The sequence below is a fragment of the Sphingobacteriales bacterium genome (assembly GCA_016700115.1).
Classification (GTDB): domain Bacteria; phylum Bacteroidota; class Bacteroidia; order Chitinophagales; family UBA2359; genus UBA2359.
Genome location: CP064999.1, coordinates 2550141 through 2567652, shown reverse-complemented (window position 1 = coordinate 2567652; position 17512 = coordinate 2550141). Strand labels below are relative to the sequence as shown.

Genomic DNA, 17512 nt, shown 5'->3' with positions numbered 1-17512 from the left:
TGCTTTAACTGTACTGAGTTAAAATCCTAAAAAAACCCCCGGAACATATTAAGTAACGGGGGTTTTAAATATCAAAGCGATGGTCTTATCTATGAAGCTCTATATATCCCTGCTTTCTGAAAAGTTCTCCCTGTGCTGTATTTCTCACCACAAAATAGTAGAAATAAGTACCGTCGGGAACCGGTTCGCCGTTGGTAAACCAGGTGCCATCCCAGGGGTCGTCATTGGAATAGTTGATTTGTTGATAAACCACATCACCCCAACGGTTGAAAATCATCATTTCTGTTTCTGCATCCACAAAACATTCGCTTAAGTTGTCCAAATTGCTGATGATATAGGTATCATTAATACCATCTTCATTGGGTGAAAAACCGGAAGCAAACAGAAGTTCACAACTTGCCACATTGATGAAAACCCAGGCAGTATCACAAACTGCTTCTGTGCTGCCTGCCGGCGTTTCGCAAAGTATGTACTGCAGAGAATCAACTCCTGTAAATCCTGAACCCGGCGTATAATTTATTGCCCAATTGTTCGGACTCTGTTCAACGGCCGTTGCTGTACCGTTTAACGGAAGAGTCAAAATGCTAACTGTTACAAGCCCCTCACCCGGATAAGTATCGTTGTCCAAAACCGGAATAGTAACAAGCGTATTGAGCAGGGTTTCGGCATTGTCGTTGACAGCGATCACAATAATTTGGGCTGTTGTATCAGGAGTAACACAAACCACCACTTGTGCTGTATCAGTCAGTAAATCATCAATAGCCTGTATGATATAACTAAATGTGTCGCAGCCTGTAAAGTCAGGATTGGGCGTGTAACTGATTGAATCTCCAACAATTACCGCAATCCCATTTGTTGGTTCGTCCACTATATCCATCAACACAACAGCATCAGGGTTTGAAGGATCGTCAGGATCGTAGTCGTTTGCCAATACCGGTATGGTTATAGGTGTGTTTTCGGGTGTTGTGCCGGCATCATCTACCGCAACAGGTGCATCGGGCACACAGGTAACGGTCATGTTAACGGTAACAGGCACACACGCTCCCGATTCATCGCAAACAGTAAGAATAAAAGTATCTTCACCACAAAAATCGGGGTCAGGGGTATAAGTGATACAAGTAGCACCACCCGAAGTTACCGTTCCGTTTAGAGGCGGCGTATCCACGACTATTACTGCCGGGGTCAGGTTTCCGAAGTCAAGTCCATAAACCGGATCTGTAACACAGATTAAAATGGGGGTATCTTCAGGTGTGGTTTCGGTGATAATATGATCCGGAGGCGGTGGGCCGATGATGGTAATGGTTACATAAGCTGTATCGCAAAGCACCGGCGAGCCGTCGTCGCAAATCACATAAGAGAAGTAGTCCACAGGTCCGCAACCCGATAGCGGAGTATAAGTAACTGATGCGCCATCGGCATTTAACACAGCAATTCCACAAGGTTCAGAGATAAATGTAACGGTAAGGTCATCATCATCGGGGTCGCTGTCGTTAGCCAAAATGTTAATCACCACCGGCACATCAAAATCGGTAAACGAAACATCGTTTTCGGCAAGCGGCGGATGATTGCCCGGAACACCGGCGCAAACATTGACCACCACAGTGGCCGTGTCGCAACATACAGCCAATCCGTTGTCGCAAATCACATAAGTAAAGCTGTCCAGCCCGCAGAACCCGGTGTTGGGCTGATAGCAAAGCGTGCTGTCAGGTTGGAAAATAACCGTTCCGTTTGTAGGTTGTTCAAAAGTAACAAGAGCCAGAATGTTTCCGCCAAAGGCATCGGAATCGTTGGCAAGTACGTTAATACAAACCTGCGTATCTTCGGGAGTAAATGCGGTATCGTTCCCTGCATTTGGGCACTCGTTGGTCATATCGAGCGGCAAGATGATGATGGTGACAAGTGTGGAGTCGCAAAGCCCCGCAGCATTACACACCTGATAGACAAAGTAATCGGTCGTATCCTGCTCTCCTGCATTGGGTGTATAAGTCGCCAAACCGGTGATCAGGTCAATTGTAACCACTCCCAAATCAGGGTTGTCGAGTACAACAATGGTAGCAGGTAAGGGGAATCCGATGTCGTTGTCCAAAATATCAATCACCACCGGTGTTTCGGGAGCAGTTACCGCAATATCGGGCTGTACCTCAAACGGAACGGGAGGTCCGGGTTGGATGGTGATGGTAACGTAAGCAGTATCGCAAAGTGTGGGGGATCCGTTATCACAAATAATGTATGAGAAGAAGTCAATTCCGGTTGCTCCCGCGTCAGGAGCGTAGGTAATATTACCTCCGCCTGCATCTGTAACAGTTCCAAACATCGGGTCTGAAAGGAAGGTAATCGTTATGAGGTCGCCATCGGGGTCGCTGTCATTTGCCAAAATATTGACGGTAATGGGCGTACTTTCCGCTGTAACATAATTATCATCCACTGCAAGCGGCGGATTGTTCATCGGGCCGGTTCCTACAGTTATAACGACTGTTCCGGTATCGCATAAAACAGGGCTACCGTTGTCGCAAATTATGTATGTAAGACTGTCAAGTCCGGTGAAGCCGGTCGGAGGAGTATAACACAATTGTTCGCCCGATTGCAAGATGGTGCCGCCATTTACTGAGGTTGCCTCAAAATTGGTCAGGAAAATACTGTTGCCTCCAAGCGGGTCAAAATCGTTTGCCAATACCGGAACACAAACCTGCGTGTTTATGGGTGTAGTGGTTACATCGTTTACGGCTACCGGAGGAAGATTGGTATCTGTTGGTGGCAATACAATAATAGTTACCAATGTGGTATCACAGTTCGTGGGACTATTGCAGATAACATATTCAAAATAGTCGGTTCCGACAAAATCGGTGTTGGGGGTATAGGTAATTACTCCTGTAATTGCATTGTCTATGCTTAGGGTGCCATTTTCGGGAGGGAAGCTGACCCCTGCTACGAAGATGCCATCGCCAAAGTCATTGACCAAAATATTATCGGTCAAAGGCACATTTACATTTGTATAGAAAATATCGGGTTGTGCCAAAACAGCTTCAGGTACTATGTTTACAATGACATACGAAGTGTCGCACAAAGACGGGCTTCCGTCATCACAAATAACATAAACAAAATAATCGGTTCCCAGATAACCTGTGTTGGGTGTGTAGGTTACCGTATTATCGGGATTAATCACCGTTGTTCCGTTAAGAGGCACAGTTGCTACTGTAACTGTAATCAAATCACCGTTCGGATCGCTGTCGTTGTCCAAAACGCTGATGATGACGGGGATATTAAGTGTTGTTGAGACGGTGTCGGGTTGAGCCAAAGGCGGTAGGTTGAGACAACCGGTATTACCCACTCCCACAGCAACATAAGCGGAGTCACAAAGAGCGGGATTACCATTGTCGCAAACAATATAACCAAACATGGTGCAGCCTTCAAAGCCCTCAACGGGGGTAAAAATAACACTCAATCCGTCGGGAGCAATCTCAGGAGTACCGACTAAAACCGGGTCAGGGGCATCAAAAATGCCGGTAACCACTATGGGATCTCCGTTGGGATCGGAATCATTATCCAATACCGGAATATCAACCGGCGTGTTGATTGGTGTTGAGGCATAGTCATTGTTTGCAATAGGAGGCTGATTCCCTACGTTTGCCGGAATAACAATCAACGCGACAATTGTTTCCTGACATTCGCCCGCACAATCGCAAGCGGTATAGAAGAAGTAGTCCTGTCCGATATAATCGGCATTGGGCAGATAGGCTAAGGTATTGCCGTCTGCAATGACAATTCCATGTGCAGGTTGTGTAAAACCGGTAATTGTGAGTTGCGCGCCAAAGTCATTTTCTAATACCGGCATCAATACCGACCCGTTTTGGGTTACAAAATAAATATCCGGTTGAAGCGATATGCCCGAAGATACATAAACGGTTACCGTTGCTGTATCACATAGCCCGGTCGGGTCGCAAATCTGATAATCAAATACATCAACACCCTCAAAACCAACAGATGGGATATAAGCAATTGAATTTCCGGGAACACTCACAAAAGCCTGCCCGTTGACAGGGGAGGTAATCAGGGTAATGAGCATCAACCCGCCATCTGCATCAAAATCGTTGTTCAAAACAAAAATCTCAACCGGCTCATTTACACCGATACAGATATCGTCGTCTGCCGCAACGGGAGGCACGCCTGTTGAACTGACCTGAATGGTTACCCAGGTAGTATCACACAAAGAGGGCATCCCGTCATCGCAAATGATGTATGTAAAGTAATCGGTTCCTGTAAAGCCCGGATTTGGTGTGTAAGTAGCTGTGTTGTCTGTATTCAGAATAACGGTGCCATTAGCCGGGTCTGATCCTATAGAAACGGTAATCGGGTCGCCATCGGGGTCAAAGTCGTTGCCCAAAATGTTTATCGTAACCGGTGTATTAACTCCTGTAAAGGCTTCATCCGGAACTGCAATCGGAGGATTGTTGGGATAAGGCGGAACTCCAACTGTTACGCCTATCATTGCTGTATCACAAAGAACCGGAGTTCCGGTATCACAAATCACATAAAGGAAACTATCTAACCCCGTAAAACCGGGATTAGGCGTATAAAGCACCTGATTGTCAACAATCGAAGCAGTACCGTTGGTTGGAGTGGTTACGGCAGTAACCGTCAACAGTTGTCCTTCGGGGTCGCTGTCGTTCACCAAAACCGGAATTTGAATGGGTGTATTGACAGGAGTTACCGCAAAATCATTGTTAGCGGTAGGCGGCAGGTTAGGGTTGCTTTCGGGCAAAACAGTTACCGAAACTATTGTGGTTTCGCAAACATTGGCCACACTGTCACAAACGGTATAGAAGAAATAATCTACTCCCGAAAAACCGGTATTGGGTGTATAAATTACCTGAGTACCATCAGGAGAGAAGGTTACCGTTCCATTGTCGGGTTGGGTAAAACTGCTGATGATGAGGTTAGCTCCTAAATCATTGGATAACACATTGATTTGAATAGGGGTGTTAAACGGTGTTTGCACCACATCGGGTTGAGGGTCAACTTCCGGAACCGGTCCGCCCCCTGTTACCGTTACCGTAACGGTTGTATTATCACATGCGCTTGCACTGCATAAATCACAAACCGTATAAGTAAATACAACAACGCCTGTAAAACCGGCAGGGGGTGTATAGACCACTTCATTATTGGCGTTTACCGAAGCAGTACCATCAGAGGGCTGTGTAACTACCGTAACGAGAATATCATCGCTGCAAATTCCTATATCGTTTGCCAATACATCTATGCTAACGGATTGCGTATTGGGCGTAGTAGCAATATCAGGAAAAGCAATCGGTGCTGCACAACTCACAAAAGAATAGACTACTGTTGTGTCGCAAACGCCTAAATTGGTACAACCAATAATGATGAGGGAGTCCTGTCCTGTGTATCCGGGCAGTGGCGTGTATTGAAAACAACCGTCAGTCAACAGGTTAATTCCACAATTAAAGGTTGCTGTTACACTGATGATGGTAATTCCATCTTCGGGACTGATGTTGCAAAATTCGGGACAGATAATGGTGGGCACCATCGGTTCAGTGCAAACAAATACCGGAGGTCCGTTCGGGCAATCGCTGATGATTTCAATGGTTACGACCGCAATATCACACAACCCTTCCGGATCACAAATCTGATAAGTAAATGTGTCAAATCCGGTATAATCATTATCAGGGGTATAAATAAAACCATCTCCATTGGCATTAAGCGTGATTGTGCCATGTGCCGGTGGTGTTGAGGCTGTTATTGTGATGACATCACCGTCAGGATCTGAGTCATTGGTCAGAACAATAATTTCTACCGGTGTATTTTCCGGAGTAGTCGCCGAATCATCAACTGCTACCGGCGGATTATTGACCGGTGTATCACAATTTGCCTGTACTATCACGTTGACGTAAATTGTCTGACAAGCACCTGTATTGTCGCAACCGGTGATGGCTAATAATTCCGGGCCAAGGAAACCGGGTAGCGGGATATATTGAATACATCCCTGTACCGGAAGAATCATTAAGCCGCAATTATACGTAGCGGTAATTCCGGTTACCTGTGCGGTTTCGTTCAAATCACAAAAAACAACACATATCTCCAAGGGGGTCATCGGCTCTGTACATAAATTGTCGGGGTTGATACAAGGCGGCTCCGGTTCTATTATAACCGTAACAATGGCTTCATCACATAGTCCATAAGGGTCGCATATCGTATAGTTGAAAACAGCAGTGCCGGAAAACCCGGGGGTAGGAGTAAACACCAAATTATTGCCAATCAACTCAACTGTTCCTCCTGAAGTCGGCTGTGTAAATGTGGTAATAGTGATAGGGTCGCCATTAGGGTCGCTGTCATTGACTAATACGGTTATTGTAACCGGTGTGTTAAACGGAGTAGTGGCTGTATCGTCAATGGCCACCGGCGGATCATTGACAGGTTCACAACTTTCAGCTACATTTACACTGACAAGTATGGTTTGGCAGGCTCCGGTATCATCGCATCCTGTAACAGCAATCACATCTATCCCCACATAGCCCGGTAGTGGAGTATATTGAACGCAGTTATCGCCCAATAATACAATTCCGCAATCGTAAGTTGGATGGACTTCTGTTATTGCTGCCGATTCGTTCAAATCACAGAAATTGACACAAAATTCAATGGGCGTTATAAAGGTAGTACACAGGTTATCCGGGTTTATACAAGGTTCCGGATCTACTTCACAGGTTTCCGCCACCAATATCGGAATCACAATGGTTTCACATTGTCCGGTGCTGTTACATCCCACCAATTCCATCATTTCAGTCCCCATAAAACCGGGCAACGGGGTATAAAGGATACAGTTGTCTGAGGTAATTAAGATGCCACAGTTATAAGTCGTGTTAATCTCCTGAATGGTAGTATTTCCACTGATATTACAAAACTCCACACAAAACTCAATGGGTGTCATCGGAGTTGTGCACAAGTTTTCCGGATTGCTGCAGGTTTGATTTCCACATTCAGCATCCACCTGAACAGACATATAAATCAATTCACAATTACCGGTATTGTCACAAGCCTTAATGGTAATTGTATTGCCTCCGGTCTGACCCGGTAAGGGAGTATATTGTATGCAGTTGTAGGCTTGTATAGACAATCCACTGTCAAATGTGCTGTTTACTTCTGTAATAGCTGCCGAAGCATTGAGGTTGCAAAATGAGACACAGATGCTTACAGGTGTAACCGGCTGAGTACAGATAGTACCTGAATTTGCAGGGTTGGTGCAAACGGTTGTACTTCCCCCGCCTGATTCAACGGTAAGAAAAACGGTAGCAGTATTGCAACCCGTTGCATCACAGGCAGTATATGTAAAAGAATCGGATCCTGAATAACCCGAATCTGATTGGTAACACAGTTCTCCTGTGCTCGAGTTAAGCGAAACTGTACCATGCAAAGGCGGTGTGAACGTACCTACACTAAATGAACTGCCATCCACATCATAATCGTTGGCTAAAACGTTTAAACATGTGGTTGTTCCTTGATTCACAGCAAAAGCATCTGCCACCGCAGTAGGAGCCTGCCCGCAAGCACCGACGGTCAGTTTTAAAGCTATTGTTTCGCAAACTGTGGGCGAAGAGCAGGCAATCAGGTAAATCGTATTCAGACCGGCAAATCCGGTTTGAGGTTGATAGCTCATACAGGTGCCCGAGTTGGTTATTGTTGCCGTACCATTACCCCCCGTATTGACTAAAATTATTTCATAACTTCCGGTCAGCAGGCAGAAATCGGGGCATAAGTTAAAGACAGTTCCGGCAGGGCTGCAGTCAAACAGAACGGTTTCACAATCATTGGGATTGTTGCAATCATCCGTGATTTGTAAAATTGAATTGGCTGTAACCGAACAGCCCATTCCGTCAATGATGTTAAAGCTGTAATTACCTTCCGAAAAGCCCTGAATACAGTGTTGTCCGTTTCCAAATCCGGTTCCATAATTTGCGCCGGAGCTGCCGGTAATCTGAAATGGCGGTGTTCCGCCGGAAATCGTAAAACAGACCTCACCGTCAGAATTTGTGCAACCCGGATTGTCAGATTGAACGGATACCGATATACCTGAAGAAGCACCGGTTATATTAAAGCTATGTTGTTTAGAACAACCCTGAGCATCAGTTACCGTAAAATTGTAGGTGCCTGCGGCTAATCCACTCACACATTGTTGCTGATTTTGGTTGTAATTACCATTCAGCATCGTAAGCCCTGTAATTGTATAAGGGGCAGTACCTCCATTGAAACTGACACAAACACCTCCCAAACCGGCACATCCTGCTGAGGTTGAAGTCAGGTTTACGTTGATAGTATTGTTAGTTTGGTTGATGGTAAACGTTTTTGAACCGACACATCCATTTGCGTCCGTCAATGTAAGTGTATATGTATTGCCTAAAAGATTGAAACACTGTTGAACGCCATTGGTAAACGTTGAATTAATACCTGCCACTCCTGAAGCGGTGTATGGAGGAGTTCCTCCACCGACAGTAATACAGACAGAACCCGGAGATTGACAAGTGGCGTTGCCGGTTGTTGCAGTAATATTGACAGAACTTGCTTCCATAACGATGCTGAACGCCCCGTTTTTGCTGCATCCGTTATTGTCCGTAACGGTAAAGTTGTAAGTGCCGGGGGCTATTCCGCCAAAACATCGCTCCTGACCTTGTCCAAAGCTTCCGGTAATTGCTGCAACTCCGGAAACTGAATAAGGAGCGTTTCCGCCGGTAAAGGTAAGACAAACTCCACCGCTTGAAGAGCATGTGGACGGTGTTACCTGTAAGTTTGTAAGAATATTATTGTTTTGCTGACCGATGCCCACAGTTTCTGTAACACTGCATCCGGTTCCTTCATCTGTTATAGACAGCACATACAATCCCGGAGGCAAATCTCCGGCACATTTTTGCTGATTATTCAGAAAAGTTCCAAATTCGTATCCGGTAGCATAGACCTGATAAGTACCTGTTCCGCCTGAAATTGTCAAACAAAAACTTCCATTAGCAGAGCCACAACCGGCATTTTGCACCGTACTGACCACATTTACGCTTGCGGGTTGCATAACTGTTGCCGAATGATTGGCAATACATCCGTTAGAGTCGGTGATTGTAAAATTATAAATACTGGCCTGTAATCCGGTCAAACAGGATGCTTGTCCTTCGTTCAGAACTGTTCCGCCACTCAAAGTGTAAGGCGGGGCACCACCGGACACAGTCAGGCAGATTTGCCCGTTTGCGATTTCGCAACTTGTCGGTAATACTGTGCTTTGAACTAACATATCAGTATCGGAACAATCATCGCAGGTTGCAGTTTGCATTATCGTAACAGGCGCTAAGGTTTTTGAACAGTCGTTGGCATCGCTGATCAAGATATCATAGTTGCCGGGAGAAAGATTTTGAATGCAATGAGAGCCTGTATTGTAAGAACCATAAGTTTCCCCGTTTAAGCTGACCGAGTAGGGAGGAGTACCGCCACCTGCAAAATTAAAACAGATCTGGCCTGAGTTGATGTCTTCGCAGTCGTTAACGTGAATTACCGAAGTCTGTACCCCATAGTCGGGTTCATCTTCGTAAACCTGAACGATTTGTGTAATGGGGGAACAACCACAACCTGTATCTGTTATGGTTATCTGATAAATACCTGAAGGAAGTGTTTGAGGATTAGCAACTGCCGTGCCGGTTATGGCATTTATTATTGAACCTGAATAATTGCCGGCACCACCACTTACTTCTACTGAAATACTTCCATTTGAAAGCCCGCAACCGGCATTTTCTGTTGAAACAAGCGCACTAAAATCCTGACAACAGCCACAAGCTGCTCCGGACAAAACGGTTATATGTACGGTATCCCGAACAATCGGGCAGGCCGGTTGCGTAACAGACCACACCAATTTGTTCAGCCCTAATGACAACCCGCTTACTGTTGTAGCAGGATTACTGCTGTTGGCAAATGTTCCGGTTCCGGCACCAGGAACCACCGACCAAACACCCGAACCGCCCACCGGAGCCGAAACTGCCGCAAGGGTGGTGGAGGTTTCACATATAGTTTGATCGCTTCCTGCCTGTGCGGTACAAGTCGGACAGACGGTGGCTGCATTAAAAGTATCGCTGATGGTAGCACTGCAACCTTGTGAATCGGTAAATGTTACGCTCCACAATGCGCCATTATTGACTGTAATTGTAATCGAAGTGCCATTAGTTACAGTAGTTGGCCCTGTATAAGTTGCATTATTGACACTGACAGTAAAAAGCTGACCTGCCTGATACAAAGGCATTCCTCCGGATGCTGCTACCCCTACTTGAGCCGTAGCACCACCACCTGCACAAACATAGGCAGATTTATTAGCTACAACCTGATGTAACAACACAAACGAAGCAGTCGGACTACTCAAATCTGTACAATTGGGATTAAAACTGCCCAAAGGAGCACCCTCACCAATGAACGAATACAGATATAAAGGTTGATTTAGTGAATTTAACTGATTGTTGGTAAAAACCGTATTAGGTCCAAGAAACAAATGGGACAATGAAGCCCCTGTCAAAGAGGTTAATCCGCCGTTGGTTGAAACAGCCAGTCCCACATAAGAACTTGCAACTCCAAGGGTATAGCCGGTTGCGCTGAATGAAATCTGATCTCCCCAACAGACAAAGTTTTTAGATCTTGAAGCTACTCCGGCATCTACACTGCATGCTGTTCCACAGACCGCACTGTTAAAGGTATTATTCAACACATAAGAACAGCCCTTGCTATCTGTAAAGGAAACAGACCATGCGCCATTCGCGATAATGATATTGACCGATTGTCCATTGTTGATTTGTGAAGGACCGCTGTATGTAGCACTTCCGCTAACTGTAACAGTAAATTTTTCATTGGCCGGGCTATATGCAGGCATACCGCCGGTAGGGGCTAATGCTATAGTTGCAGTTTGGTTGGCATTACAGACATAGGTAAACTGATTGTTTCCATTCAAATAAATGGGACCCAACAACACAAAAGAGGAAGATGGGGCACTCAGGTCAAAACAACTTGGGTTATACGAAAACGGATTGCCCTCACCTATAAAGGAATGGGCATACAGGGTTTGGTTTATCTCTGCAATATCGTTGTTGATATGTGAGGCTGTTGCTCCTGCATACAAGCCGTATTTCTCATCATTCATCAGGTCAGAAAATGAGGCATCCGGTGTAACCAATAAACCAACATAGCCTGTGGAGGGATTTCCAAAATTATAGCCCGATGCAGAAATTGAGATACTTTCGTTCCAACATACATATTGTTTGCTGACCGTAACCGAACCAGCGTTTGCGCTGCAAACGCCACAAACATTGGCCTCAATAAAAGTACCGGTTGCCACACCCTGACATCCGTCACTATCGGTAAATGTAACAGTCCACGGCAATCCGTTAGTAACTGTTATGCTGACTATCTGATTATTGCTGACCAAACTTGGTCCGCTATATGTTGCATTTTGTACGCTAATGTTAAATTTTTCTGTTCCGCTGTTATATGCAGGCATTCCCCCTGCAGCGACTATGTTTAAAGCAGCATTACCTCCGCCCAAACAAGCATAATTACTCGGAGAAGTGATGATGTTTTGTAAAACAACAAAAGGTCCTGCCGGAGGACTGATGCTAAAACAGGATGGGTTTATCTGTAAAATACTGCCGTTTCCCGACCCGATAAATGAATAGACATACAAAGGCGTATTTACCGGAAAACCGGTTCCATTTGGCGGAGTATTAGATGCACTTGCAGTTGGAACGCCGGTTGCAAGATATTTGGTTGCAGCTAAAAAACCGGCAGATGAATTTACTGCCGCATTATTTGTTACCATTAAACCCGTATAAAAACCGGAATTTGCCGAATAACCATTTGCCGAAAAATTAATGGATTCGCCCTGACAAACATAATTATTGCTAAAAGTCGCTGTTCCTGGGTTCCCGGCACTTCCCGAACCTGAAAGACTGTTAAGTGTGCCTAAGTTACCCTGATTATGTTGAGGCTGATTATTACTCATGTTAATCAGGGTAAACTCTGTGCTAAAATAGAGGTTAGGATTACCTGATGCATTGACCACATTAAAACAAACCGTCCCCATAGTTACCCAATTTGCAGCACTAACCACCGGACATTCAAAACCTGCGGTAAAGGAGTTTAACAAGGTTGTGAAATTTGCTTCTCCTTCCGAACCTGTTTCTGAAAAATTAAAGGAAGTGCTCAGATAAGGGTTATAATTAACAACTCCGGCTATGCTGCAAGTGGTTGCTGAATTGAAATTCAAAGCACTGTAAGCAGGGGTATTGACCACCGATTTGTTGTAATTAAACCAAATGGTATGTGAGCCTAATGCAAAATCAGGTGCTCCCGTTGATGCTTTTATTTGTATGTCTATACAATAGGTGCTACTCCCACACCCTCCTTGGCCATTGTTGAACCTCAAATCATACGTTGAAGGATTGCTGATTTGTGCGTAGCTCCAAATAGTGGTTATCAGCGCTAAAGCCAATATATAAACAGTCAGGGTTAACCTTTTGCTCATAGCAGAATTATTTTTCATTACTTATTGTATTGCTTTCGGGATAAGACGATGCTTTAACTAAGCAATCATTAAGCAATAATTATTCCACTTTTTTAGGGAGGTCTTAACCAACCACAGAGCAAACGAATTGCCCCTCTTGCATGAGCCTGATAACTTCTGGAGAGCAGGACAATTTCAGCAGTTTTTTAGCTTTTTAAAGTGAACCGGTTTAAAATCTGACTACAGTCCCACCTATGTACTTAAACATTAAACGGGGGGTAATACATATACGTAATATAGCCCGTTAGTAGCCCTTTCGTATAGCAGGTTCATAAAACACAAACGGTTCCGTGAAAAAAAGCTCAATTTTAATTTAATGTTTAACAAACACTAAACAAAGTAAAACTTTCAAAAAAACGAAAAACTAAACTAATTGGAAGAAAAAATCTGAAAAATAGCACATAAGCTTTAACCCCAAAGCAATGCTATTCTTTTGGAAATTAGTTTCGGATAGGCACTAAGTCTTTACAGTAGTGCCATTTTTTTTCCCCAGATAACACGAATTTTCGAAGAATTTTCAAGTGCGTATTAACCTGTTGCAGGGGTGCATTAGGTCATTGCAGGTGTGGATTAAGTCATTGCAGAGGTACCTTATTTTAAAGCAGGGGTGCATTAGTCCTATGCAGGGGTACAATGAGGCATTTCAGGGGTACAATGAATCATTGCAAGGGTACATTGGGTTTTTGCAGAGGCACATAATTCTATTGCAAGGGTTCATTGAGATATTGCAGAGGTACATTGACGCAATGCAGGGGTACATTGAGTTATTGCAGAGGGGCTTAGATGTAATGCAGGGGGGTATGGAGGCTTTGCAGAGGCTTAAAAAGTTGTTTTTCCTACTAAACCGTGTTGCAATTGGTTGCCACTGTCGGGTAGGTATATTACCTCCTGATACACTAACTCCCCTACCCCATGAACGGGGAAATGCCATCCTTGTTTAACCTAACCCTGCTTGAAACACCCTGAACCTTGCAATAAACAAAATCTTACCCCCCCTTCATGATGCTTGAGGTGACCGGTGATTTAGGGACAATTCAGGAATTCGAAGTGAGCTTTAACATCCTCATAGTTATGTGGTTCTACAAACCCGGATAACATCGGGCAAAACCGTTTAGTTTGCACATTTGCAGACGGGTTTTTATATTTATGGGGTAGTGTGTTTAAAACCACGTAGTTTTGGCAAAACGATGAGGTTTGACAAATCTCACAGGCAAACGACGGCGGCAGCCGACATACTTTTTTACAAAGGAACTGGGTAAAAATGGTAAATTGTACTCACTTCCAGCCTCAAACAATCCATATTATTGAATCTGTGTGAACATAATCTTTAAGTATCATCCGTAAATAAGTATGTTTCTTTAACCCACTTTTTGAAAATTATTCCATGAACTTTGCAAAACTTAAAAATGTTGTATAGTGCAAACCGATACTTAACTCAAAAACTTTTATGGTTAATCGGCCTTTGCTATAATTTTTTTATCTTTACAAATCTATAGAGACTTAAAAAACATACTCCATGTCAGTTCAAAACATCAATCCGGTAACAGATATTTCACCTATCAGCTTTACTCAAAGTGCTATCAATGAAATAAAAGCCTTAATTTATGAAAAAGAAATTCCTCAAGACCACGGGCTTCGTGTAGGGGTAAATGGTGGCGGATGCTCCGGGCTAACCTATATTCTTGGCTTTGATGTCAAAAAAGATGGCGATGAAGAATTTGACATGAACGGTGTCCGGATTTTTATGAACCGGGCACAAGGCATGTATTTATTGGGAATGGAAATAGATTATATGAATGATCTGAACAATAGAGGGTTTATTTTTAATAACCCTAATGCTTCATCAACCTGTGGTTGTGGTACTTCTTTTTCTGCTTGAGTATATTCGATTTCAGATAGTTTTGTCGGTATTTAATCCATCAAAAAAGGGGCTGTATTTAAACAGCCCCTTTTTTAATCAATTTTCAAGGTAATTTTTACCCGGTCAAACATCCGTTTTTTTATTCGTTCATATTCTTCGGGAGTTATAACCCCTTGCTGTTTCAACTTTTCAATATCTCTGAATGAACCGGCATCGGCCAAATTTTTAAATTGATCAGCAAAGGATTGTGCAAGTTCTTTACCTTCAGTTTTCATTTGGATAAACAAGTCGTTAAATTTTGACATTTCAAAGTTTTCAAGCGTTCCACCTTCCTGAAAATGTTTCGCCAAAACCTGTCCCACCGCATAAGTGCTGGCACCGGAGAGCAATGGCATTGAAATAGCACCTGTTACTGAGCCAATTATTGGAATAACTTTTATAATGCTGCTCATTACTCTTGGGGTCATCCCGCCAATCACAGCAATCACCCTTGATTTAGCTAAAGATTGGTTAAATGGGATACCATAAACCTCGCAAAGGCTTTTAATCATTTCTAATTGCAAAGCTGTAACCAATCCGAAATCGAGTATTGGAACCGGCAATAAACCTGCTGCAACCGACCATGAAACATGGTTTGTAATAACTTTTTGTGCGGTTAAATCCATGGTATTATGTTTATCTTACTGCAAGTTAAGTAATTTAGATTTTTAAACAACCAATAAAAGTGATTAACCCAATTATTCATTGAAGTTTTTGGTTGTTGGCATGTCTTAACGCATCCCGTTTAGTTTTTTTCTCTAAGTTTTTCAGCAAAACTTCGGTCAGATTGACTCCGGTTTGATTGGCTATACAAACTAAAACAAAGAATACATCGGCTAATTCGTCCCCTAAATCAGCAGTATGTTCACTTTCTTTAAACGATTGTTCTCCATACTGACGAGCTATTATTCTGGCCACCTCTCCTACTTCCTCGGTTAAAATTGCCATGTTTGTCAATTCGTTATAATAACGAACCCCTACCGTCCTTATCCAGTCATCTACCAATTGTTGTACTTCAGCAATAGTTATTACGGGAAGTTTTTCTTGCATTGTTTTAGATTTTAATAGTATGGTGAAATCATCAAATATACAAGTACACCTGTAACTGAAACATACAACCATAGTGGCATTGTCCATCGGGCAAGCCGGCGATGCCGGTCAAAATTGCCTGAAAAAGCTCTTAAAAAAGTAAATAAGATGAGCGGTAAAATTAGGGCAGCCAATACGATATGAGTCAGTAGTATAAAATAGTAAATATACTTCACAATTCCCTCTCCCCCAAATTTTGTCGATTCGGTCATGGCATGATAGGTAACATACGAGACCAAAAATAAAGCAGATAGTACTAATGCGGTTATGTTGCAGATTTTATGTTGTGTTACTTTTTTTCTTTTAATAAAATAAAAACTGGTTAAGAGTAAAAGTGTTACAGTTGCATTGATAATTGCATGAAGTTTTGGCAAGACCATAACATCGAACGGCAATTGAATATCTATCTGTGGCAATCTGAAAAGAATGGCAACAAGAATTGGAACAAGTACAGAAATAATTACAATCCCTTTCACCCAATATTTTTCACTACCGGGGTTTACCTGAATGCCCATAAACTGAATTTGTTTGAAGATTTATCTTAAATGAATGATGCTATAAATTTATTTGCTATTCTGTTTCCTGCTTTCGGCTTCTGCTGCGCTGCGCTGTCTGTCAAGCACCATTTCCTTTTTATTCGAAGGATAATCCAACTGTAAAATCTTAATATCGGTCATCAGTTTGTTGACCTCAAGGCTATCAGTTCCATCGTAATATCCTCTGATAACACCCGATTTATCCAACAAAACAAACTTTTCGGTGTGAATAAAATCCTCGGAACTCCCGTCCCCTTCTGTTGCAGTAACAAAATACCCCTTTCGGGCTATATGGTATAAGTCAGTTTTAGATCCGGTCAGGAACAACCATTTAGTTGGGTCGGCTTCATATAGACCTGCATATTCGGCCAGAGTTTCGACTGAATCACGTTCCGGGTCAACAGTATGAGATAATAGGAGAATGCTGTCATCATCTATAAATTCTTTTTGAACGCGCTGAAGTTGCGAGGACATTTTGGGGCAGATACCCAGACATTTTGTAAAGAAAAAATCAGCCACTACAATTTTATTGTGAATGGTACTTTGATTTACCATTTCACCGGTATGTGCCTGAAATTCAAATGCAGGAATTGTATGCCAGCTTGTATTATCAGCGACAACTCTGTTTGTCTGATTATTATCGGCTTCCAAAGCGCCATACCTTGGCAGCTCCGGTAGATTTTTTCGCCGCTGTGCCTGAAAATAGTCAAAATGGTCAAAAAACAAATAAAAAGCAACAGGCACTAATACTGCTATAAATAACCCTAATATTTTGGACTTCACAAATATTAATTTTTAATGTCAGAATTATGAAACTTAGAATTCAGAATTAATTAGCTTACCTGTAAAAAGAAATTGCGCCACGGTTGTAGTTGTATTAACCACGACTATGGCGCAATTGTTTTTAGACAAAATTGTTTATCTGGTATGCCCGGTTTAATGTCCGGCATCTTTATGTTCCTGGCTGTCATGCGAGCCATGATCATCGTCGTGGTGATGAGGTGCCCGGATTTCTTCCTGAATAAATTGACCGTCGGTTTTATTGTTTAACCATTCCTGGCCTTCCCAAAGGAAAGCGATAATAAACCATATCAGGAAAAAGGTTGGTGCCAGAATAGTTATGGTTAATGCACGGGTTTCATAACGAATATGCATAAACTCACCGACTATAAAATAAGCCTTGAGTAAACTTGCGGCAATAAAAAAGCTGTTCAATAACAATCTCGGACCGCTATGGTCTTTAAAAATGTTCATCCAGACTAATGCTGCAGCAACTTCAATAATTGTGATAATCGCGAGCCAAACCGTAGCTCTGTAAACCGCATTAACCTGACTTTTGTAAACCTGAGCGTCATACGTATGTGCCATTGTATGATTTTTTTAATGATTACAGTTCTTTAAATT

7 protein-coding genes are annotated in these 17512 nt (G+C 43.0%); 1 reads left to right on the top strand and 6 read right to left on the bottom strand.

Annotation, left to right across the window (positions count from 1 at the left end):
* Nucleotides 1-85: 85 nt before the first annotated feature.
* The gene (locus IPM47_09165) at nucleotides 86-12544 is read right to left on the bottom strand and encodes a tandem-95 repeat protein (protein QQS31065.1); all 12459 of its coding nucleotides are present in this window, start codon (nucleotides 12542-12544) and stop codon (nucleotides 86-88) included.
* 1555 nt (nucleotides 12545-14099) lie between these two features.
* Here IPM47_09165 and IPM47_09160 point away from each other — a divergent pair.
* Nucleotides 14100-14462, top strand: a complete 363-nt coding sequence (locus tag IPM47_09160; GenBank protein ID QQS31064.1) for an iron-sulfur cluster assembly accessory protein — start codon at nucleotides 14100-14102, stop codon at nucleotides 14460-14462.
* 74 nt (nucleotides 14463-14536) lie between these two features.
* On the opposite strand, the gene IPM47_09155 is transcribed toward IPM47_09160, so the two are convergent.
* The 5 genes from IPM47_09155 to IPM47_09135 form a co-directional block, all read right to left on the bottom strand.
* Nucleotides 14537-15109, bottom strand: coding sequence for a DUF697 domain-containing protein (locus tag IPM47_09155; GenBank protein QQS31063.1), 573 nt, complete (start codon nucleotides 15107-15109; stop codon nucleotides 14537-14539).
* A 76-nt stretch (nucleotides 15110-15185) separates the two neighbouring features.
* Nucleotides 15186-15512: a nucleotide pyrophosphohydrolase gene (locus IPM47_09150; protein QQS31432.1), complete on the bottom strand. Its 327-nt coding sequence runs from the start codon at nucleotides 15510-15512 to the stop codon at nucleotides 15186-15188.
* Between the two features lie 32 nt (nucleotides 15513-15544).
* Nucleotides 15545-16087, bottom strand: a complete 543-nt coding sequence (locus tag IPM47_09145; GenBank protein ID QQS31062.1) for a DUF420 domain-containing protein — start codon at nucleotides 16085-16087, stop codon at nucleotides 15545-15547.
* A gap of 48 nt (nucleotides 16088-16135) precedes the next feature.
* Entirely contained in the window at nucleotides 16136-16663 is a 528-nt protein-coding gene (locus IPM47_09140) for an SCO family protein (protein ID QQS31431.1), read from the bottom strand.
* Nucleotides 16664-17044: 381 nt separating this feature from the next.
* On the bottom strand, nucleotides 17045-17476 hold the full coding sequence (locus IPM47_09135) for a cytochrome C oxidase subunit IV family protein (protein ID QQS31061.1): 432 nt from the start codon (nucleotides 17474-17476) through the stop codon (nucleotides 17045-17047).
* Between the last annotated feature and the right edge of the window lie 36 nt (nucleotides 17477-17512).